The 19,251-nt window shown below is 33.5% G+C and carries 25 protein-coding genes; 24 read left to right on the top strand and 1 reads right to left on the bottom strand.

What is annotated here, in order from left to right; genetic code table 11:
• Positions 1 to 399 precede the first annotated feature (399 nt).
• From ssb to HMPREF9402_RS10340, 8 genes are all read left to right on the top strand, one after another.
• On the top strand, positions 400 to 789 hold the full coding sequence (gene ssb / locus HMPREF9402_RS10375; RefSeq protein ID WP_006784520.1) for a single-stranded DNA-binding protein: 390 nt from the start codon (positions 400 to 402) through the stop codon (positions 787 to 789).
• Between the two features lie 227 nt (positions 790 to 1,016).
• Positions 1,017 to 2,342 carry a glycoside-pentoside-hexuronide (GPH):cation symporter gene (locus HMPREF9402_RS10370; protein WP_009607300.1) on the top strand — a complete coding sequence of 442 codons (1,326 nt, stop codon included), beginning with the start codon at positions 1,017 to 1,019 and terminating at the stop codon, positions 2,340 to 2,342.
• Between the two features lie 14 nt (positions 2,343 to 2,356).
• Positions 2,357 to 3,139, top strand: coding sequence for a class I SAM-dependent methyltransferase (locus HMPREF9402_RS10365; RefSeq protein WP_006784522.1), 783 nt, complete (start codon positions 2,357 to 2,359; stop codon positions 3,137 to 3,139).
• Positions 3,140 to 3,186: 47 nt separating this feature from the next.
• A complete protein-coding gene (locus tag HMPREF9402_RS10360; protein ID WP_006784523.1) occupies positions 3,187 to 3,981 on the top strand; it encodes a thymidylate synthase in 795 nt (264 codons plus the stop codon).
• Between the two features lie 16 nt (positions 3,982 to 3,997).
• Positions 3,998 to 4,483, top strand: a complete 486-nt coding sequence (locus tag HMPREF9402_RS10355) for a dihydrofolate reductase (protein WP_006784524.1) — start codon at positions 3,998 to 4,000, stop codon at positions 4,481 to 4,483.
• The gene (locus tag HMPREF9402_RS10350; RefSeq protein ID WP_006784525.1) at positions 4,477 to 5,190 is read left to right on the top strand and encodes a lysophospholipid acyltransferase family protein; all 714 of its coding nucleotides are present in this window, start codon (positions 4,477 to 4,479) and stop codon (positions 5,188 to 5,190) included. Before HMPREF9402_RS10355 ends, HMPREF9402_RS10350 begins: the two co-directional genes overlap by 7 nt.
• Before the next feature lie 108 nt (positions 5,191 to 5,298).
• Positions 5,299 to 5,523: a hypothetical protein gene (locus HMPREF9402_RS10345; protein WP_006784526.1), complete on the top strand. Its 225-nt coding sequence runs from the start codon at positions 5,299 to 5,301 to the stop codon at positions 5,521 to 5,523.
• A gap of 14 nt (positions 5,524 to 5,537) precedes the next feature.
• The gene (locus HMPREF9402_RS10340) at positions 5,538 to 5,726 is read left to right on the top strand and encodes a hypothetical protein (protein WP_009607301.1); all 189 of its coding nucleotides are present in this window, start codon (positions 5,538 to 5,540) and stop codon (positions 5,724 to 5,726) included.
• Positions 5,727 to 5,777: 51 nt separating this feature from the next.
• On the opposite strand, the gene HMPREF9402_RS10335 is transcribed toward HMPREF9402_RS10340, so the two are convergent.
• Positions 5,778 to 6,062 (bottom strand): hypothetical protein, encoded by a 285-nt coding sequence (locus tag HMPREF9402_RS10335; protein WP_006784528.1) that lies wholly within the window; start codon positions 6,060 to 6,062, stop codon positions 5,778 to 5,780.
• Between the two features lie 169 nt (positions 6,063 to 6,231).
• On the opposite strand from HMPREF9402_RS10335, the gene HMPREF9402_RS10330 reads away from it, so the two are divergent.
• The 16 genes from HMPREF9402_RS10330 to HMPREF9402_RS10260 all read left to right on the top strand — a co-directional run.
• On the top strand, positions 6,232 to 7,533 hold the full coding sequence (locus HMPREF9402_RS10330) for a pyrimidine-nucleoside phosphorylase (RefSeq protein ID WP_009607299.1): 1,302 nt from the start codon (positions 6,232 to 6,234) through the stop codon (positions 7,531 to 7,533).
• Between the two features lie 285 nt (positions 7,534 to 7,818).
• Positions 7,819 to 8,988 (top strand): D-alanyl-D-alanine carboxypeptidase family protein, encoded by a 1,170-nt coding sequence (locus HMPREF9402_RS10325; RefSeq protein ID WP_009607303.1) that lies wholly within the window; start codon positions 7,819 to 7,821, stop codon positions 8,986 to 8,988.
• 177 nt (positions 8,989 to 9,165) lie between these two features.
• The gene (gene spoIIAA / locus HMPREF9402_RS10320) at positions 9,166 to 9,519 is read left to right on the top strand and encodes an anti-sigma F factor antagonist (RefSeq protein WP_006784531.1); all 354 of its coding nucleotides are present in this window, start codon (positions 9,166 to 9,168) and stop codon (positions 9,517 to 9,519) included.
• A gap of 1 nt (position 9,520) precedes the next feature.
• Positions 9,521 to 9,955 carry an anti-sigma F factor gene (gene spoIIAB / locus HMPREF9402_RS10315; protein WP_006784532.1) on the top strand — a complete coding sequence of 145 codons (435 nt, stop codon included), beginning with the start codon at positions 9,521 to 9,523 and terminating at the stop codon, positions 9,953 to 9,955.
• Between the two features lie 70 nt (positions 9,956 to 10,025).
• Positions 10,026 to 10,736, top strand: coding sequence for a sigma-70 family RNA polymerase sigma factor (locus tag HMPREF9402_RS10310; RefSeq protein ID WP_006784533.1), 711 nt, complete (start codon positions 10,026 to 10,028; stop codon positions 10,734 to 10,736).
• A 133-nt stretch (positions 10,737 to 10,869) separates the two neighbouring features.
• Positions 10,870 to 11,367, top strand: coding sequence for a stage V sporulation protein AC (gene spoVAC / locus HMPREF9402_RS10305; protein ID WP_006784534.1), 498 nt, complete (start codon positions 10,870 to 10,872; stop codon positions 11,365 to 11,367).
• A 37-nt stretch (positions 11,368 to 11,404) separates the two neighbouring features.
• Positions 11,405 to 12,406, top strand: a complete 1,002-nt coding sequence (gene spoVAD, locus HMPREF9402_RS10300; RefSeq protein ID WP_006784535.1) for a stage V sporulation protein AD — start codon at positions 11,405 to 11,407, stop codon at positions 12,404 to 12,406.
• Positions 12,407 to 12,444: 38 nt separating this feature from the next.
• Positions 12,445 to 12,795 (top strand): stage V sporulation protein AE, encoded by a 351-nt coding sequence (gene spoVAE / locus HMPREF9402_RS10295; RefSeq protein ID WP_006784536.1) that lies wholly within the window; start codon positions 12,445 to 12,447, stop codon positions 12,793 to 12,795.
• A 27-nt stretch (positions 12,796 to 12,822) separates the two neighbouring features.
• Complete coding sequence (locus tag HMPREF9402_RS10290) at positions 12,823 to 14,286, top strand: spore germination protein (protein WP_009607304.1); 1,464 nt, start codon at positions 12,823 to 12,825, stop codon at positions 14,284 to 14,286.
• A gap of 140 nt (positions 14,287 to 14,426) precedes the next feature.
• The gene (locus HMPREF9402_RS10285; RefSeq protein ID WP_006784538.1) at positions 14,427 to 15,161 is read left to right on the top strand and encodes a segregation/condensation protein A; all 735 of its coding nucleotides are present in this window, start codon (positions 14,427 to 14,429) and stop codon (positions 15,159 to 15,161) included.
• Positions 15,154 to 15,726 (top strand): SMC-Scp complex subunit ScpB, encoded by a 573-nt coding sequence (gene scpB, locus HMPREF9402_RS10280; protein WP_006784539.1) that lies wholly within the window; start codon positions 15,154 to 15,156, stop codon positions 15,724 to 15,726. The genes HMPREF9402_RS10285 and scpB overlap by 8 nt, the downstream gene beginning before the upstream one ends.
• 63 nt (positions 15,727 to 15,789) lie before the next feature.
• Positions 15,790 to 15,927, top strand: a complete 138-nt coding sequence (locus tag HMPREF9402_RS14600) for a hypothetical protein (RefSeq protein ID WP_009607302.1) — start codon at positions 15,790 to 15,792, stop codon at positions 15,925 to 15,927.
• A 139-nt stretch (positions 15,928 to 16,066) separates the two neighbouring features.
• Positions 16,067 to 17,173 carry a D-alanyl-D-alanine carboxypeptidase family protein gene (locus tag HMPREF9402_RS10275; RefSeq protein WP_006784541.1) on the top strand — a complete coding sequence of 369 codons (1,107 nt, stop codon included), beginning with the start codon at positions 16,067 to 16,069 and terminating at the stop codon, positions 17,171 to 17,173.
• On the top strand, positions 17,173 to 17,799 hold the full coding sequence (locus tag HMPREF9402_RS10270; RefSeq protein ID WP_006784542.1) for a spore maturation protein: 627 nt from the start codon (positions 17,173 to 17,175) through the stop codon (positions 17,797 to 17,799). Before HMPREF9402_RS10275 ends, HMPREF9402_RS10270 begins: the two co-directional genes overlap by 1 nt.
• Positions 17,800 to 17,803: 4 nt before the next feature.
• On the top strand, positions 17,804 to 18,322 hold the full coding sequence (locus HMPREF9402_RS10265) for a spore maturation protein (RefSeq protein WP_006784543.1): 519 nt from the start codon (positions 17,804 to 17,806) through the stop codon (positions 18,320 to 18,322).
• 163 nt (positions 18,323 to 18,485) lie between these two features.
• Positions 18,486 to 19,251, top strand: a 766-nt coding sequence (locus tag HMPREF9402_RS10260) for a pseudouridine synthase (RefSeq protein ID WP_006784544.1), incomplete at its 3' end; no start/stop codon positions are given.

Genomic DNA, 19,251 nt, shown 5'->3' with positions numbered 1-19,251 from the left:
TTTATTTTATAAGATAAAAAAAGGAGAACTGGTGGGGGGCACCAGTTCTCCTTGAGAGGGGAATAGTATAAGGTTGCATTGGTACTTAGCATAAAAAAGTTAGCTAAGTCAAAAACCCAATACGTTTGTTTGATGAGGGGATGTAAAAAATTAAAAATGGAATGAAAAACAATAATGAAAGGAATGTATTACATGAACGGGGGGGGATGTTCATGAATACAAAAAAAATTATATCAAAATTCGACAAAATTTTGTGTTCATTTTGTGTTCTTATGTCTAAAAAAAGGTGAATACGTTTTCTGATTTTTAAAAATTAAAAAAAATAAAAAAAGGAAAAGAAGAAAAGTCATCGTATATTAAATTAGTGCGCACAATTTTAAAACTTTGGAGTGAAAAATTATGTTAAACAATGTTGTATTAGTCGGACGTGTGGTCCGTCAACCTGAGTTATCACAAACAATTGATGGAAAGAAAGTCTCAACGATTACACTAGCTGTCACTCGTTCTTTTAAAAATGCTTTGAGTGGTGAGTATGAAACAGATTTTATCAATATAACCCTATGGGAGGGAATTGCTAAAAGTGTAGTTGAATACTGTGGAAAAGGAGCCATCATTGGGGTGAAAGCAAGATTAGTTCATAAAACGTATGAGGTGCCTAATTATAAATCATTGAGAGTTGTTGAAGTCGTTGCAGAAAAAGTTTCGTTTATTCAAACTAAACCAATAGAACGTCAAGAATTAAAAGAATTGTCGACTGAAGATCAGGATCTCATTGAAGTGCTTCTTTAATAAGAGAAAAGTTTTAGCCCTCCTTTTGTTAAGATAAAAGAGGGCTAAAACTTTTTTATTTTGATAGGTGAAGACGAATGTCTAACTTCAAAATGGACACGTTAATATTGAATCGAATACTTGAACTTATTAAGGGAATCTGTCAAAATAAATAGATAGTTAGTGAGCTTGTATGGTATCACTTCATCATTGTTATTTTGGGTTTAATTTATAATGGAGGATGATGCATGGCTAGAGAACAATTTGTGACAAATCGGTTAGAGCGATTAGCATATGGCGGCTATTTTATGGGACAAAATCTGATTTATTTTTTAGTTTATCAGTTTTTAATGCTATTTTATACCGATGTGGTTGGGATTACGGCGGGGGCCGTTGGAACGATGTTTTTAATTGCTAGAATTTTTGATGCGGTCAATGATCCCATTATGGGAATTATAGTAGATAAAACTAATTTAGAGGGTGGAAAATTTATCCCATGGATTAAATTAGTGATTTTTTTAATGCCTTTAACCACTGTTATCCTTTTTATTAAAGTAGGAGGTGGTGGGATCAATAGTTTGATTTATGCTTATATCACGTATCTTATTTGGGGCATTATTTATACCATTAGTGACGTTCCCATTTTTGCATTAGCAACAGTCATGACTCATAATTCAAATGAACGTGTGACCCTTATTTCCATAGGTCGTATTGGAGCAGGATTAGGATCCGTCATTATCTCGTTATTTTTTATGACCCTCCTCTCTAAAATCGCTTGGACTGGAACTGTTTTATTATTAGCCACTCTCGCCCTCCTGTCTATGTTACCTTTAAGATATCTAGGGAGAGAACGTTATGTTTATCAGCAAAAAGAGGTGTTAAGTCTTAAGAAAATCTTTAGCTTTGTCTTGAATAATAAATATTTACTCATTTTCTATGGTGCTATTATTATGGCGAGTTTAACGAATACCTCAACAGTCTCGATTAATTATTTTGCAATTTATAATTTAGGAAATGAATCTTATATTTCAACTTTAACCATTGCGAACATGATCCCTATGTTATTGGTTCCCTTTGTTTTACCTCCACTGATTAAACGATACGGTAAAAAGAAAATTTTTATTATGGCATTTATCGTTGCTATTCTCTCTTCATTGGTTTTTTATTTGATTGGCTATTCAAACATTGTATGGGTTCACCTTTTTACGACAATAAAAGGAATTGCACAAGTCCCAACTTTTATGATTGGATTATTTACCGTAGATTGTATTGAGTATGGAACGTATACAACAAATGAACGAGCAGAAGGCATTAGTTTTTCTTTACAAACTTTTACAGCTAAGTTATCGGCTGCTGTTGCTGGGGCGATTAGTGGATTTGTATTAGAGCGTGTGGGATATGAAGCTGGTGTGATACAAACCCCACAGACTTTAAATGGTATTTGGAACATGTATGTTTTATATCCTATTTTCGGCGCCGTTATTGCTATTATTATCATGTGGCGATATTATAACCTCACGGAAAAACAAGTCGATGACATGATTTTATTCAACACGAAATCAAAAAATATTTAGAAAAGGTGAGTCGTATGATTATTACAACAGCTTTTGATGAAACAGAGGCTCTTGTTTCACAAGCTTCAACTTTATCAAAAAAATTAAATATTCCGTTTTATTCACGTCATAAAAAGACTGTCAAATATTTATTAGAACATGTAGACTCTGATATATTTGTTGTTAATAATCAACGTGGATTAAGTTATTACAAAAAAGGCCAAGAGGAAGTTTTCTTTCATCCTAATATGGCTATGCATCGAATTAAGCAGCTCGAAAGGGGACAAAAAGACAGTTTAATCACAGCATGTCAGTTAGAATCAGGCATGACATTTTTAGATTGTAATTTAGGGTTAGCCTCTGATACATTGGTCGCTAACTATGTTGTTGGTCAGACGGGAGAAGTGGTGTCATTAGAAAAAAGTTTCCCTCTTTCCGTCATTGTTAAAGAAGGATTAAGTTACTATGTTCAGCATGAAAAACCAGAGTGGTCTTCATTAATTAATCGAATTCAGATTAGGAATGAAGATAATTTAGAATATTTAAAAAATTGTCGCAGTAACTCGTTTGATGTGGTATACTTTGATTTCATGTTTGATACTTCCGTTGAGTCTTCTCATGGGATTAAAGTAATCAAACCGATTGTATCTTATGATGTTATGACAAATGAACATGTTAAAGAAGCATTACGTGTCGCTAAGAAACGAGTCGTTGTTAAATCGAACTACGGGAATCTGTCAATAAAAGAATTAGGATTTGATATTAGAAGGGAAAATCAAAAACGGCATTTTTTCTATGGTGTCATTGATAAAGTTTAAAGTTGTAATAATAAGTAAGGTAATCATATAGTTTAGGAGTGAAATAAATGAAACAATACTTAGATTTATTAAATCATGTATTAGAGAATGGGACAACAAAAGGTGATCGAACAGGAACAGGAACGATTAGTACCTTTGGATATCAGATGCGTTTTGATTTGGCAGAAGGATTTCCGTTATTAACAACTAAAAAAGTTCACTTGAAATCAATTATTCATGAATTACTATGGTTTATTAGTGGAGATACAAACGTTAAGTATTTACAAGAAAATGGGGTACGAATTTGGAATGAGTGGGCAGATGAAGAAGGAAATTTAGGACCTGTTTATGGAAAACAATGGCGTCGTTGGGAAGGAGCTAATGGAACAGTTATTGATCAGTTAGCTGAAGTAGTAGAACAAATTAAAACAAATCCAAATTCACGTCGCTTAATTGTGAATGCCTGGAATGTTGGAGAACTTGATCAAATGGCCTTACCCCCATGTCATTTATTATTTCAATTTTATGTAAATGATGGAAAATTATCATGTATGTTATATCAACGTTCTGCTGATATTTTCTTAGGTGTACCATTTAATATTGCATCATATGCTTTATTAACGATGATGATTGCACAAGTGACAGGTTTAGAAGTTGGAGAGTTTGTTCATACTCTTGGAGATGCGCATATTTATCAAAATCATTTAGAACAAGTTAAAATTCAATTAGGACGTGATATTCGCCCTCTTCCAACCATGAAGTTAAATCAAGACGTTAAATCAATTTTTGATTTTAAATATGAAGATTTTACATTAGAAGGTTATGATCCTCATCCGTTATTAAAAGGGGTTGTAGCAGTTTAAAAAAGGGGAATAGAAGATGATTTCACTTATTGTAGCTTTTGATCAAAATCAATTAATCGGTGTTAATAATCAATTACCGTGGCATTATAAAGAAGATTTAAAATATTTTAAAGAAACAACAACAGGACATGATATTTTAATGGGGCGTCATACGTTTGAGTCGATTTTGTCTTATCAAAATAAACCATTACCGAATCGTCACCATATTGTGTTAACGAAGCAAATGAGTTATAATCATGAACAAGTCACGATTACAGATAATTTAAATAAAATCTTAGCAAACTATCAAAATTCTAAAGAATTATTTGTCATTGGGGGTCGTTCAATTTATGAACAGACATTACCAATAGCAGATCGTTTATATATTACGCATATTGATGCTACCTTTGAAGGTGATACTTATTTCCCTGAAATTAATTGGGATGAGTGGCGTTGTATAAAGGAAAAAAAGGTTCAGGAGCTTAGATTTAATGTTTACGAAAGGGTGAGTAAGACTTGTTAACTATTTTATTTTGGGGATTGGGAGTTATAGGATTATTACTATTAATCATCATTATCACGGTTTTAGGTGTAAATTTCCGTGTTCAACAGCTAAAAGACGAAAAGTATTCTTCAGTTGAGAAGTTTTCATTTATCAGTTGGGTTGTTTCATGGGCCATTCCATTAGTATTTAATGTTCGAGTAGAAGTGGATGGTCTTGAAAAGTTAGATGAAGTTGAACACGGTGTTATTTATGCAAATCATCAAAGTAATATCGATATTGTGGCCATGTTGAAAGCGATTAAACGTCCGCATGGATACGTTGCTAAAAAGGAATTAGATCATATTTTTTTATTAAGTGATAGCATGCGTTTAATTCAATGTCAATTTATGGATCGAAATGATGTGCGACAATCTGTTAAGGTTATCTCAAATGCCGCTAAAACAGTTAAAGAAGGTCATTTAATGGTTATTTTCCCCGAAGGAACTCGTATGGTAGACGCAAAAATGGGTTCATTCAAAGCTGGAAGCTTTAAATTAGCCCAAAAAGCTAAAGCGGATATTATTCCAGTCACTATCTTTAATAGTTATGAAGTAGCGAAGCGTTGGCCAAGAAAAACGGTTGTTAAAATGAAAATTCACGATGCAATTCCTTATGAAGCTTATTCAGAATTGTCAACGAACGACATTTGTGAGCAAGTTGAAACAATTATCAAAAAAGCATTATAGAAAGAACAGTCTCTTAAGGAGACTGTTCTTTTTTTGTGCTAAAAATAAGTATAAAAAATTTTTGAATTCTAAAAATAAGTAATACATTCAATAGAAAGGGCGGAGTTAATGGAAAAGACACATCAAGAAATTGAATTAGAACCTGTCATTAAAATAGAAGAATGGATTTTTTTACTTTTGCTCGCTATGATTCCTATCGTGAATCTCGTTTCTTTTATTTATTATAGTTTTAGTAAACGAGTGAATACAAATAAACGAAATTTTGCAAAAGCCGTTCTTACTTATCTTATTGTCTTAATGTTATTAGTTATTTTAACAACTGTTTTAAGATAAAGGAGTTGATTATTTTGAAAAAAGAACGCCATGTCTCTCATACTGAGTCTCATTCAGCTTTTAATCATGCCTGGCAAAATGAAATGAATCGTTGCCTTCATCAAAGTCTGTTTGGTTTTTTTGAGTTCGGAAATGAATTTGATTTATCTTTAAATGAACTGACTTCCCCTATAGAAGATGATGAAAAAAATAAAAATTATTAAAACAAAAAAGTGATATCTATTATAATTAGATATCACTCTTTTGTTTTGTCGTTAACGATATAAATTAACGACGTTGTCAGCCTGTTTTTTATGATGATATTTTTGATTTAAAACAAAATCTTTGACAATGGTTGCATGATAGACAATGCGAATATGATTCCCGAAAAATTTTATGTTATGTTGGGAAAAGTAGTCTAAAATTCGTGATTCTAATGTCATAGTAGACATTTGGGAAAAAATATTCTTCATTGTTTCAAGGTCTATTTCCTGATCATACAAGAAGAGATAGACAATAACCTCTTTATTTTCGCATAAGATTTTATGTTGACGGAACATCATTTTCACCTCATTTAGTCAAGGTTATAATTATATTTTTCCATTACCTAATAGAAGTATTCCTTAAAAATCTTTTTTTTATGTTATAACGCGAATAGGATTACATCCTTTTCCAGTTTGGGGTATAATTTAATTGTTTTTATTTTTAAAGAAAAAAGGTGATTGGAAAATGAGAATGGTAGATTTAATCTACAAAAAAAGACATAATGTAGAATTAACAAAAGAAGAAATTGAATGGATGATTAATGGGTATACAAATAAAGAAATCCCAGATTACCAAATGTCTGCTTTTTTAATGGCAGTGGTATTTAATGATATGACAAAAGCTGAGAGATTAGCTTTAACACAAGCGATGGTAGCGACAGGTGAGGTCGTTGATTTGTCAGCAATTGAAGGAATTAAAGTGGATAAGCATTCAACAGGAGGAGTAGGAGATAAAACTTCATTAATTTTAGGACCTCTTGTGGCTTCTGTTGGTGTCCCTGTTGCAAAAATGAGTGGACGAGGTCTTGGGCATACAGGGGGTACCCTTGATAAATTAGAATCTATTTCAGGAATGAGAATTGAACTTGAAATGGAAGAATTTATTAAACAAGTCAATGATAAAAAAATTGCAATCATTGGACAAACAGGGAACCTAGCTCCTGCAGATAAATATTTATATGCATTACGTGATGTAACATCTACTGTTGAATCAATTCCTTTAATTGCCTCTTCCATCATGAGTAAAAAAATTGCTGCAGGTGCTGATGCGATTGTGTTAGATGTTAAATTTGGTGCGGGTGCATTCATGAAAACATTAGAAGATGCAAAAGAGTTAGCGCAAGCAATGGTTGAAATTGGGCGTGATGCTCATCGTCAAACCGTTGCATTTTTAACGGACATGAACCAACCTTTAGGATTTGCGATTGGAAATGCTTTAGAAGTTAAAGAAGCTATTGACACATTAAGTGGACATGGCCCGAAAGATTTAGAAGAATTAGTGCTACAATTAGCTTCTCATATGGTTGTTTTAGCGAAAAAAGCAAATACAACAGATGAGGCATATCAAACGCTAAAAGAAAATTTACATAATGGTATTGCTCTACAGAAGTTTAAAGAATTCGTTGAGGCACAAGGTGGAGATGTTCGTCAAATTGAGGACCCATCATTATTACCGAGTGCGAAAACCATCGTTGCTGTTAAGGCTAACCGTGCAGGTTATATTGAAAAAATTGATGCCTTATCAATTGGAATCGCAGCCATGAAATTAGGTGCTGGACGTGCAACGAAGGAAGATATTATCGATATGGGTGTTGGAGTTGTTTTAAATAAAAAAGTGGGAGAGATGGTTGAAGTCGGGGACACATTAGCTTATATTCATTCAAATAGTAGCGAATACCAAGAAGCCATCGATTATATTATGCAAGCTTATCAAATCTCAACAGAAGAGGTTTGCTCACCTACTTTAATTTATGATATAATTAAGTAAGATAATCTCATTTTAGTGTGACAAAAAAAGTGGTTCACTTTGAATTTTAATTGAAAAGAAGTCGAAGAATCTTAAACCTGATGCTTCGACTTCTTTTTGTTTTTATCTCATCCTTTCATGATTAAAATTCAAATAAATATGAAAAAAGAGGGCATTCGTTTTTATTCTTAAAATGATTTATGAAACGACTTAAATAATCTATATAAAAATTAATCTAAGCGTGTATAAATCATTTGGATGTATCATAAAAGTGTATTAAGCTGCAGTAGAAAAAGAGGTGCAAAGATGAAAATAAGAAAAGTGTTAATTAGTCTTCTAACTTGCTTTAGCTTCAGTTGTCTCGTTCACTCAAAGATTGTTAGTGCAGATGAATTAGTGACTGATGGGAAAGCTGCCATTTTGATTGAAGCCGAAACAGGAGAGATTTTATACGAAAAAAATCCTCATGAACAGTTGGCTCCAGCAAGTATGACAAAAATGATGTCGATGTATTTAATCTTAGAATCCATTCATAATGGAGCATTACAATGGGATGAAGTGATTCGCGTTAGTGAAAATGCAGCTAGTTACGGTGGATCACAAATTTATTTAAAACCTGGAGAAAAAATGATTGTTCGTGATTTATTCAAAAGTATTGCCATCGCATCTGCTAATGATTCTGTTACAGCTTTAGCAGAACGCGTAGCGGGAAGTGAAGAAGCATTTGTCGAATTAATGAATCAAAAGGCAAAAGAACTTGGAATGAATAATACTGTTTTTAAAAATCCAACTGGTTTAACAGCAGCAGGACATGTTACCACACCTTATGATATGTCTATTATTGCTCGCCATTTGTTACAGGATTATCCAGAGATTACAGAGTTTTCAGGTCTATATGAAGATTATATTCGACAAGATACTGAATCACCATTTTGGTTAGTTAATACGAATAGACTAATTAAATATGTTGATGGAGTGGATGGTTTAAAAACGGGATTCACACAAGAAGCAGGATATTGCTTAACGGCAACAGCACAACGAAATGGAATGAGAGTCATCGCTGTTGTGATGGGAGCAAGTAAATCGGAGATTCGTAATCAAGAAGTGACACGATTAATTGAATATGCTTATGAACAATATGAGTTAGTTCCTAAATTAGAAAGTGGTTTAGTTGTTTCATCAGGACATCATTTATTAGCAAAAACTCGTGATTTTGACATTGTAACAGGGGATCAAATTACGATATTGAAAAAGAAAACAGATGGTGAAGGTGAAACTAATTATACCGTCACATTAAATGAAGAAATAATCTTACCTATTCAACCAGGGGATGAAGTCGGAACTTTAACGTATTACTATAATGGAGAAGAATATACAACAATTCCGTTAACAGTCAGTGAACCTGTTGAAAAAAATAGCTTCATTGGGCTATACACATATATTGTTTCAAAAATATTATTTGGAGAAGATGCATAACATGTTTTATGCATTTTCTTCTTTTTTTTGTAATTTTGGACAAAGACCGAATAAAAAAATAAAGTTTTATCATAGGAAATAAAAAAAAGAAAGACTAAAATTGTCGAAAATGACATATTCCAAAGTAATCTATTTTAAAATGAAGATAATTAAAATCACACGAGAAAGGGGATTAATATGAGTATTACAGTTTCTCTTTATGTTGAGGGGCAAGTTCTTTATGTTAATTTAAATGGTGAACTCGATCATCATACGGCAGATCAACTGAGAAGTCGTTTAAATTCTGTTATGAGTGAATCACGTATTCAACATATCGTGTTCAATTTAAAACATTTAGACTTTATGGATAGTTCAGGAATTGGGATTATATTAGGTCGTTATAATCAACTTAAGTCTGTTAATGGGACAGTCATGGTGATTGGGATGAAACCATTAGTTAAAAAGGTATTTGAGTTATCAGGGTTATCTCAAATTATTAAAGTCGTAGAGGATGAGAAACAGATTACAGCGATCATTAGGGGGATTGCATAATATGAACAATGAAATGCATTTACAGTTTCCTGCAAAAAGTATTAATGAAAGTTTTGCTAGACTTGTGATCATGGGATTTATTGCGCCACTTGATCCAAGTTCTCAGGAAATGACCGAAATTAAAACCATTGTTTCAGAAGGTGTAACTAATGCGATTATTCACGGTTATGAGGACAATGAAGAGGGGCTTATTACCATGAGTGCATCATTAGTTGGAAGACGGTTAAAGGTAACAATTAAAGATTCAGGAAGAGGAATCGATAATATTGAATTAGCGAAGCAACCGCTATATACAACAAAAAGTGAGGAGGAAAGAAGTGGTCTCGGATTTATGATTATGGAATCATTTAGTGATCACTTTGAAGTTCAATCTACACCAGGTTTAGGGACAACACTTGTATTTGAAAAAGAATTTGCAGCACATGAACAATCATAAAAAAGTAAATAATCCGTTAGTGATAGGCATTACCAAATGAAGATGAAAAGTTAGCACGAGGGATGATTAGATGGATAAAAAACAAATACATGAGCTTATTGCAAAAGCTCAAAGTGGTGATGAAGAAGCTAGATTAACACTTGTTACAAATCATATGGATTTAGTTTGGTCCGTTGTTCATAAGTTTGGACATATAGAGGTTGAAAAGGATGATTTATTTCAGATTGGTTGTATGGGGCTACTTAAATCAATTAACCAATTTGATTCATCTTATGATACAACCCTTTCAACCTATGCAATTCCTTTAATCATTGGTGAGATAAAAGCCTTTATTAGAGAACAAAGTCCAATTAAAATTAGTCGAAGTATTAAAAGTAATATTCATAAAATTCAAGAAGTGAAAGATCATTTAAATAAAGTATTAGAACGGGAGCCAACGATTAAAGAAATCGCTCAAGAGACAGAATTATCGGAAGAACAAATCATTTTAGCATTAAATGCTCCAATCAATGTGACGTCTTTAGATAACTATGAAAGAGAAGATATGCCATTAATTGAGCGGATCCCGAATCATCAAGAGGGAATGGGATTAGAACAAAAGATTGTACTGAAACAATTAGTTTCAAATCTCGATCCTATTGAAAAGTTATTGATTTATTTAAGATTTGATTTAGGCTATACACAATCAGAGGTAGCAAAGCGATTAGAGATTAATCAAGTCGCTGTTTCACGTCTTGAGAAAAAAGTATTAAAAGAATTAAAAGAAAAAATGTTGGTTTAAATAGGATGTTATCAGTTGATAGCATCCTATTTTTTATTTATATAGTGATTTTTTAACAATAAACTAATAAATTTATCAAAAAAAGTCATATTAAAAGTAGAAAAAGAAAAATAATTAAGAGTGGTGAAAAGTTTTGAAAACTAAAAAATATGATGAAGTCATACAAAAACATGCTATCAAACCAAATTACTTTAAGAATGCTCTCGTTTCTTTTTTCTTTGGTGGACTGATTTGTGTCTTTGGTCAGGCACTCATTGAAATTAATGTTCATTGGCTAGGGTATGTCCGTGAAACGGCGAGTACCTTAGCAACTGTTACCATTATTTTAATTACTTCAATTCTCACTGGACTAGGTGTTTATGATGATTTTGGACAGATTGCAAAAGCCGGTGCGTTCGTTCCCATTACAGGGTTTGCAAATTCTTTAACATCTGCTGCCCTTGAAAGTAAGAGTGAAGGTGTGGTCTTAGGGATTGCAACTAATTTATTTAAACTTGCAGGTGCAGTTATTGTCTTTGCTGTTATTTCAGCATACGTATTTGGAATAATCCGTTATTACTTAATTGAATTTGGAATTGTTCAAATGACATCTGAAGAAGCAATTAAGATGATTATTTTAACATTACGTTAAAGGTAACCGATAAATTTTTAAAAGGATGATGATTTAAATGAGAGTTGGAAAACAATCATGGAAGTTTGAAAATTCAGTTTATTTACAAGAGACAGGAACGGCGGTTGGACCTTTAGAGTTTCAAGGTCCTTTACAAGAATATTTTGATGTAAAATATAACGAGCCTTACTGTGGTCAAAAATCGTGGGAGCAGGCAGAATCGCAGTTAATGAGAAGTGCTGTGCAGACCGTTTTAAATAAGTGTAATTTAAAAGATGAGGATATAACAGTATCTTTTGCAGGTGATTTAGTGAATCAAATAGTTCCCACTCATTATGTGTTTAGGGAATTTAATATTCCTTTCTTTGGAATATATGGTGCCTGTTCAACTTCAATGGAATCTTTATTACTGAGTTCTATTTTTGTAGATTCAGATAGTGCAAAGGTTGCTTTAGCGGCAACTAGCAGTCACAATTCAACGGCTGAACGTCAATATCGCAATCCAACAGAATATGGAGGTCCAAAACCGGAAACGGCCCAATATACGGTAACCGGTTCAGGAGCTGCCATCGTCAGTCATAAAAAATCTCCTATTCGTATTGAATCAGGAACCGTTGGAATGATCGTCGATGCTGCTCAAAATAATGCAAATGATATGGGATCGGCAATGGCTCCCGCTGCTGCTCAAACGATTAAACAACATTTAGATGATTTTGGATTACAACCCAATTATTATGATTTAATCTTAACAGGTGATTTAGCTCATTGTGGTAGCCCTATTTTAATCGATATATTAAAAAGTGATGGATATGATATTAGTGCCAACCATAATGATTGTGGAAAATTAATCTTTTCCCCTGATCAACCCGTTTTTGCAGGAGGAAGTGGTTGTGGATGTTGTGCTGTTGTCACGTATGGATATATTAAAAAGTTATTACTTGAAAAGAAACTTAAACGAGTCTTAGTTGTTGCGACTGGAGCTTTATTAAATCCAATTATTTTACAACAAAAAGAAACAATTCCATGTATCGCTCATGCTGTTGCCCTAGTTGCAGAGTAGAATTTTATGTTAATTAAAGAAAGAGGCGAATAGACAACATGATATTTTTTAATGCTTTTATTGTTGGAGGAATTATTTGTGCCTTAGGACAGCTGATTTTAGATTATTTTAAATTAACTCCGGCACATATTACGTGTAGTTTTGTGGTTATAGGGGCAGCACTTGATGTTTTCAATTTATATGATAAGTTAATTGAATTCGCAGGAGCAGGAGCTCAATTACCGATTATGAGCTTTGGTCATTCAGTCATTCATGGGGCTTTAGAAAAATCTGAGCAAATTGGTGCCATAGGAATTGGGATGGGGATGTTTGACTTAACAGCTGCAGGAATTACATCTGCTATTTTATTTGCTTTTATCGTCGCATTAATTTTTAAACCAAAAGGATGATTGAATTAGAAGGGAAGGTGGGATACGATGGGTTATGATCCATATACACCTGTTGAAAAAAATATTGATGAAAACCAAGCCATCTTAGAAGAAAGATTAGGAATTGGAAAAAGTTTTGATGTTGGTAAACGTGAAATTGTTGTCATGGGACGACGGTTACAACTTTATTATGTGACTGGTCTAATTAATTCGGATTTAATTGTTGATTTAATGACTCAGTTATTACTCTTAAATAGTTTGCCTGAGCCAGGTCACGATGTTTTGCAAACCATTCATAATCGTTTAGTCCATCAACAAGTTAATTCAACGGAAAAATTAGAAGATATTTATACTGCTGTTTTAAGCGGATTAATTGGAATTATTATTGATGAGGAAACTGAAGCTTTCATTGTTGATGTAAGGAGCTACCCAGGTCGCGGTCCTTCAGAGCCAGACACCGAAAAAACCGTTCGTGGTTCTCGAGATGGATATACTGAAAACATTATTGTGAATACAGCCTTAACACGTCGACGTATCCGTACAGGAAAACTTCGAAATGAAATTCTTAAAGTCGGAGATCAATCTAAGACAGATATTGCTATTATGTATATTGAAGATATCGCTGATCCAGTAATTGTTGATGAAATTAAAAGACGTATTTCTCAGATTAAGGTTGATGGATTAACGATGACCGATAAAGAATTAGAGGAGTTTATCACGGGACAGGTGTACAATCCGTATCCTTTAGTTCGATATACTGAGAGACCCGATGTGGTGGCAGCTCATTTATATCAAGGAATGATTGCAATCGTAGTCGATACTTCTCCAAGTGTTATTCTGGGGCCTGTTACCCTTTTTGACCATTTAACAAGTGTTGAAGAATATCGTCAAACACCAGCTGTCGGAACTTTTCTTCGTATCATTAGATTAGGTGGCATCATTGTTTCAATCTTTTTAATGCCAACATGGCTATTATTTGTTTTGCACCCAGAGTATTTACCCGACTTTCTTAATTTTATCGGGCCTCAAGAACAAGGAAATATTCCAATTATCTTACAAGTGCTTGCTGGAGAGATTGGAATTGAATTTTTAAGGATGGCCTCTATTCATACACCCACTTCAATTTCGTCTGCTTTAGGGATCGTGTCTGCTATTTTAATTGGTCAAGTTGCGGTTGATGTCGGGTTATTTGGACCTGAAATTTTATTCTATGTTGCTGTTGGAGCTTTAGGAGCCTTTGTAACACCTAGCTATGAGCTTGGATTAGCCAATAAAATGTTGAAGTTATTTATTATTATTGGAACGGCTTTGCTTGGAATATGGGGGTATGTTGGGACTATTATACTAAGTCTTATTTTCTTAGCTACTATGAAAAGCTTTGGAAAACCTTATTTATATCCACTTGTTCCATTTGATTTTAAAGCTCTTATCAGGACAGTTATTCGTTTCCCTATCACGTATCGATATAATCATCAACAAAAACAAAATCAAAAAAAATCCTCAGCCAAATAAAATTATCTCCCTATGGGGAGATAATTTTTTTATCATCTCTTAAATAGTCATGAATTTGAGTTTTTTAAAGTCTATTATTGTCTTAATGTTGAAAATTCGTTACAATAAAGGGATGGAAACTAGAAAGAAGTAGGTGGGGTATGGAATATAAAGTACATATTGATGCATTCGAGGGGCCACTAGATTTATTATTACATCTTCTTAAAGAGGCTAAAGTTAATATCTATGACATCAAGATTGCAGAAATAACCCAGCAATATTTAGATTATATTCACGCAATGGAAGATTTAAAGCTTGAGATTGCTTCAGAATACTTAGTCATGGCCGCCACATTGATTGAAATTAAAAGTAAAAGTTTATTACCCAAACAGGTTGTTGAGATAGAGGATGAATATGAAGAAGATACTCGTGAGGCGTTGATTCAACGATTAGTTGAGTATCAGCAATATAAAGAAGTAACAAAAGAACTTCGTGAACTTGAAGAGGAGCGAGGTCAGTTTTTTACAAAGCCACCGATTGATTTTACAGATTACTTGGATCAAGAAGTAAAGTTACCGCAAAATCTTCAAGTCGAACAATTAATCTCTGCCTTTGAAAAATTATTACGTCGTCATAAACTAGCTAAACCACTAAAAACGAGAATTGTGCCACAAAACATATCAGTTGAAGAAAGAATGAAATCACTCAATCAACAATTAAAATATAAAAAACGTGTTGCGTTTATTTCATTATTTGAACAATACGATAAAGAATATATTGTTGTCACCTTTTTAGCATTGCTAGAATTAGTGAAGGGGCGCCAAATCAGTATTTCACAGCAGAGTTATTATGAGGATATTTATATTTCAAGTTTAGAAGGTGATGAAGTTGTTTAAACAAGAGCGTCTAGGAATTTTAGAAGGATTATTATTTGCTGTAGGTGATGAAGGCGTAAGTCTTGAACAGTTAGAATATGTCATTGATGTGAATGAGGTTGAGGTAAAATCCCTTATTTTAGATTTAAAAGATCGTTATAAGCAGGTTTGCAGCGGGATTGATATTATTGAAGTTGCGGGTGTTTATAAAATGACAACCAAGAAAGATCATGCCATTTATTTAAAACGTTTGATTCAAAATCCAAATCAGCGAGGCCTTTCAAATGCGGCTTTAGAAGTATTGGCTATTGTTGCTTATCGTCAACCGATTACACGACATGAAATTGAAAATATTCGAGGGGCTAGTAGTGATAATGTCCTAAGAAAATTATTAACCTTTTCTTTAATCGAAGAAGCTGGGCGTTTAGAAGGACCTGGTCGACCTATTTTATTTAGAACGACAGATGATTTTTTAGATTATTTTGGGATTAAAACGTTAGAAGAGTTACCTGAATTGCCATTTGTATCACCGGATTTTAACTTAGAGGAAGAAGAAGATCTATTTAACTTTTCAGAAGAATCATAAATAAATGAGACTGAAACGTGCATACTAATCTTGGCTTTACTTTTGAGAACTGGAGGTATTAGTATGGCACGTGATCCAAAAAGTAAAAAAGTTACGAATGCGAAAGCAGCCAAAAATACAATGGATGCTGAAATTGCAGCAGAAGTGGTAGATGATTCTAAACCGAAACTGAAAAAAGGTAAAAACCTAAAAAACTTATAATTAAATAAAAAAGCTCTCCGAACGCTGGAGAGCTTTTTTTATTTTATTTAAATTTCTCCAAAGAACTGTACGAATTTATTGATATTTTAAAATAAGTTAACATACATTGTTATGAGATTAGAATTGGGGTGAATAACGAATGAAAAAGTTAAAAGTAGTAGTCGCTATCTTACTTGTAGCCGTTGTCTTTAGTGTAAAAGGAAATCAAACAGCCAATGCAATGGGAATTAGTTCGACTTGTGGAATTTTAATGGAGCAAACAACAGGACGAGTCTTGTTTGAAAAGTGTCCCGATGAACAAATGTATATTGCTAGTATTACTAAGATTTTAACTTCTATTGTTGCGATTGAGAATGGACAATTAGATGAGTGGGTTGAGGTGTCTGATAATGCAACAAGACAGGTTGGATCATCTTTATATTTGGCATTAGGGGATCAGATGAAGCTAATTGATGTCATTTATGGATTAATGCTTCGTTCAGGAAATGATGGGGCGATGGTCATAGCTGAAGCTGTTGGAGGTGATGAAGCAGGATTCGTTAAAATGATGAATGAAAAAGCAAAAGAAATTGGAATGAAAAATAGTATTTTTCAAAATCCATCAGGTTTAGATGAAACCACATATAACTTATCTACGGCTCGAGATATGGCTATTTTAATGCAATATGCAATGAACAATCCGATTTTTAGAGAAGTGACAGGAACTGAAACACATAAGGCGACGTCTAAAAATGGAACTCCTTATGTATGGCATAATAAACATAAATTAGTGACAGGGTATTATGAATATGCGATAGGAGGGAAAACGGGGTTTACCGAAAGAGCGCGTAGGACTTTAGTGACTTCTGCACGTAAAGACGATTTAGAACTAGTCGTTGTCACGCTAAAAGCGGGAGATGATTGGAATGATCATATGAGTTTATTTAACTACGGATTCGATAACTATGAATTAAAAAAGGTGATCGAAGCTGGTCAATTATATGGAGAAGATTTAAATTCAACCGAAAAGTTATATGTTAAAGATACTGTTTATTTAGCAGTGAAAAAAGATGGAAGTGAGTCTGTTACAACAGAATTAGTTCTATATGAAAGTCCAAAAACAGATGAGGTTGGAACATTAAAGATTTTGTTAAATGATCAAGTAGAAAGAGAAATTCCTGTTTATCGTCCAATACAAGTAAAAGAAAAAGAATTATCTTGGTTTGATAAAATTTTTAATTGGTTTACCGGGACGGTGAATTATTAATGATTCATAAAATTTGGATGGGATTATTTACTGTCGGAATTATTTTTAGTTTTTTGAATGGAACAACGGGGGATGTTAATAATGCTATTTTAGCAGGAGCCCAAGAAGCGATTAATTTACTTCTTTATTTAGCCGGGATTATGATTTTTTGGACGGGAATTTTACAAGTAGCGAATCATTCTAAGATGCTTGATCTACTTTGTCATCTCTTAACACCTATTACTAGATTTTTGTATCCCAAACTTAGAGCAGATCATCCAGCTTTAAAGTTTTTAACAACGAATATGGTTAGTAACTTATTAGGTCTAGGGAGTGCGGCGACTCCTACGGGATTAAAAGCAATGAAAGAACTTCAGGCAACAAACCCAAATCCTGAAAAACCTAGCTTTGAAATGTATACTCTACTTGTCATGAATACAGCTGGATTTACGATTATCCCTACAACGATTATAGGACTTCGTCATTTATATCACTCACAAAATCCAAGTGAAGTATTTGTTCCTATTCTGTTTGCTTCTGGTATTACAACGATTGGAGGATTACTCATTCACAATATCTATAGTCGTTTAAAGCGAGTCCAATCATCGGGTGATCAAGGATACGATAAACGATTAGAAAGAAGGTGAATGGATGTCAGCGATTAGTGGTTATGTTTTACCTATTTTTTTGCTACTTGTTTTTTTAACGGCATTCATTAATAATACAAAGGCGTTTGACCATTTTGTTGAAGGTGCTAAAGAAGGGATGCAAACGACGATTCAACTTGTTCCAAACATCGTAGGAATGATTGTTGGGATTAAAGTTTTCTTAGCTTCTGGTATTGTGGAGGCGATTGCCAACGTCCTACAACCCGTTCTTGATTTTATTCACGTTGATGCGCATGTCCTTCCTTTAATGATTTTAAGACCCTTATCTGGATCGGCAGCTTTGAGTGTAACGACTGATTTAATCTCTATACATGGTCCGGATTCCTATTTAGGAAGATTGGCATCGGTTATGCAGGGTAGTACAGATACGACGATTTATATTATTACAGTTTATTTTGCAGCTGTTGGGCTATCTGAGATGAAGCATGCGATGAAGTTAGGATTAACAGCCGATTTAATAGGGTTTGCTGCATCCATTTTAGCTGTGTCTATTTTCTTTTGAATTTTGATAGAAAAAAGCCCTCATTTAATTTGGAGGGCTTTAAAATTTTAAAATCAAATCTCTCTAGGATTAAAGATTGATTTTTACTAATAATAAAGGTAAAATGAAATTTACGTGAAAATCGTCGAATTTACGTTAATCCATGATTGGAGGAGATTAGAAGATGGAACGATTACAAAAAGTTATTGCTCAAGCTGGAATTGCATCTCGTCGTAAGGCAGAGCAATTAATTCTTGATGGAAAAGTAACTGTTAATGATAAAGTGGTACGTGAACTAGGAACAAAAGTAACAGGTAAAGAAAAAATTGAAGTAGAGGGAGTTCCGCTTCAACGTGAGAAAAAAGTTTATTATGTTTTACATAAGCCTCGTGGATATGTAAGTACTGTCTCAGATGAGTTAGGACGTCGTACGGTTTTAGATTTCTTTGCTGATCGAGTTTCAGAGCGTGTTTATCCAGTTGGACGTTTAGATTACGATACTTCAGGTGTTTTATTAATGACTAATGACGGCGAGTTCGCCAATAAAATGATGCATCCGAGTGGTGAGATTGATAAAGTTTATCTAGCACGTGTCAAGGGAATTGTATTACCAGAAAATTTAAAGCCATTTGGTAAAGGAATTGAAATTGACGGATATAAAACAAAACCAGCTTCAGCTACGTTAGTTTCAGTTGATAAAAAGAACCAGTCCTCTCTTGTTAGATTGACGATTCATGAAGGTCGTTATCATCAAGTTAAAAAAATGTTTGATGCGATTGGATTCCCGGTGAAAAAATTACGTCGTGAACAATTTGGAACAATTGATGTTCAGGGATTAGCTGCAGGTGAATTTCGCCCTCTAACACCTCATGAAGTTAAAACCTTATTAACAGCTGCGAATAGCACACAAGTTAAGAAAAAATTAAAATTTAATAAGATGCGTCAATTTT

It is taken from the genome of Turicibacter sp. HGF1, assembly GCF_000191865.1.
Taxonomy (GTDB): Bacteria; Bacillota_I; Bacilli_A; order MOL361; family Turicibacteraceae; genus Turicibacter; species Turicibacter sanguinis.
The sequence above is the reverse complement of the archived record's forward strand: the minus strand, read 5'-3'. Positions and strand labels throughout refer to the sequence as shown.

What these genes read in the sequence shown, in the direction of transcription:
- HMPREF9402_RS10310 (WP_006784533.1), top strand. Translation starts at nt 10,026, where the DNA reads ATGGATAAAAAACAAATACATGAGCTTATTGCAAAAGCTCAAAGTGGT.
- HMPREF9402_RS10335 (WP_006784528.1), bottom strand. Translation starts at nt 6,062, where the DNA reads ATGTTCCGTCAACATAAAATCTTATGCGAAAATAAAGAGGTTATTGTC.
- HMPREF9402_RS10355 (WP_006784524.1), top strand. Translation starts at nt 3,998, where the DNA reads ATGATTTCACTTATTGTAGCTTTTGATCAAAATCAATTAATCGGTGTT.
- spoIIAA (WP_006784531.1), top strand. Translation starts at nt 9,166, where the DNA reads ATGAGTATTACAGTTTCTCTTTATGTTGAGGGGCAAGTTCTTTATGTT.
- spoVAD (WP_006784535.1), top strand. Translation starts at nt 11,405, where the DNA reads ATGAGAGTTGGAAAACAATCATGGAAGTTTGAAAATTCAGTTTATTTA.
- HMPREF9402_RS10285 (WP_006784538.1), top strand. Translation starts at nt 14,427, where the DNA reads ATGGAATATAAAGTACATATTGATGCATTCGAGGGGCCACTAGATTTA.
- ssb (WP_006784520.1), top strand. Translation starts at nt 400, where the DNA reads ATGTTAAACAATGTTGTATTAGTCGGACGTGTGGTCCGTCAACCTGAG.
- HMPREF9402_RS10270 (WP_006784542.1), top strand. Translation starts at nt 17,173, where the DNA reads ATGATTCATAAAATTTGGATGGGATTATTTACTGTCGGAATTATTTTT.
- HMPREF9402_RS10290 (WP_009607304.1), top strand. Translation starts at nt 12,823, where the DNA reads ATGGGTTATGATCCATATACACCTGTTGAAAAAAATATTGATGAAAAC.
- HMPREF9402_RS10265 (WP_006784543.1), top strand. Translation starts at nt 17,804, where the DNA reads ATGTCAGCGATTAGTGGTTATGTTTTACCTATTTTTTTGCTACTTGTT.
- HMPREF9402_RS10330 (WP_009607299.1), top strand. Translation starts at nt 6,232, where the DNA reads ATGAGAATGGTAGATTTAATCTACAAAAAAAGACATAATGTAGAATTA.
- HMPREF9402_RS10325 (WP_009607303.1), top strand. Translation starts at nt 7,819, where the DNA reads ATGAAAATAAGAAAAGTGTTAATTAGTCTTCTAACTTGCTTTAGCTTC.
- HMPREF9402_RS14600 (WP_009607302.1), top strand. Translation starts at nt 15,790, where the DNA reads ATGGCACGTGATCCAAAAAGTAAAAAAGTTACGAATGCGAAAGCAGCC.
- HMPREF9402_RS10275 (WP_006784541.1), top strand. Translation starts at nt 16,067, where the DNA reads ATGAAAAAGTTAAAAGTAGTAGTCGCTATCTTACTTGTAGCCGTTGTC.
- spoVAE (WP_006784536.1), top strand. Translation starts at nt 12,445, where the DNA reads ATGATATTTTTTAATGCTTTTATTGTTGGAGGAATTATTTGTGCCTTA.
- HMPREF9402_RS10370 (WP_009607300.1), top strand. Translation starts at nt 1,017, where the DNA reads ATGGCTAGAGAACAATTTGTGACAAATCGGTTAGAGCGATTAGCATAT.
- HMPREF9402_RS10365 (WP_006784522.1), top strand. Translation starts at nt 2,357, where the DNA reads ATGATTATTACAACAGCTTTTGATGAAACAGAGGCTCTTGTTTCACAA.
- HMPREF9402_RS10345 (WP_006784526.1), top strand. Translation starts at nt 5,299, where the DNA reads ATGGAAAAGACACATCAAGAAATTGAATTAGAACCTGTCATTAAAATA.
- spoIIAB (WP_006784532.1), top strand. Translation starts at nt 9,521, where the DNA reads ATGAACAATGAAATGCATTTACAGTTTCCTGCAAAAAGTATTAATGAA.
- HMPREF9402_RS10360 (WP_006784523.1), top strand. Translation starts at nt 3,187, where the DNA reads ATGAAACAATACTTAGATTTATTAAATCATGTATTAGAGAATGGGACA.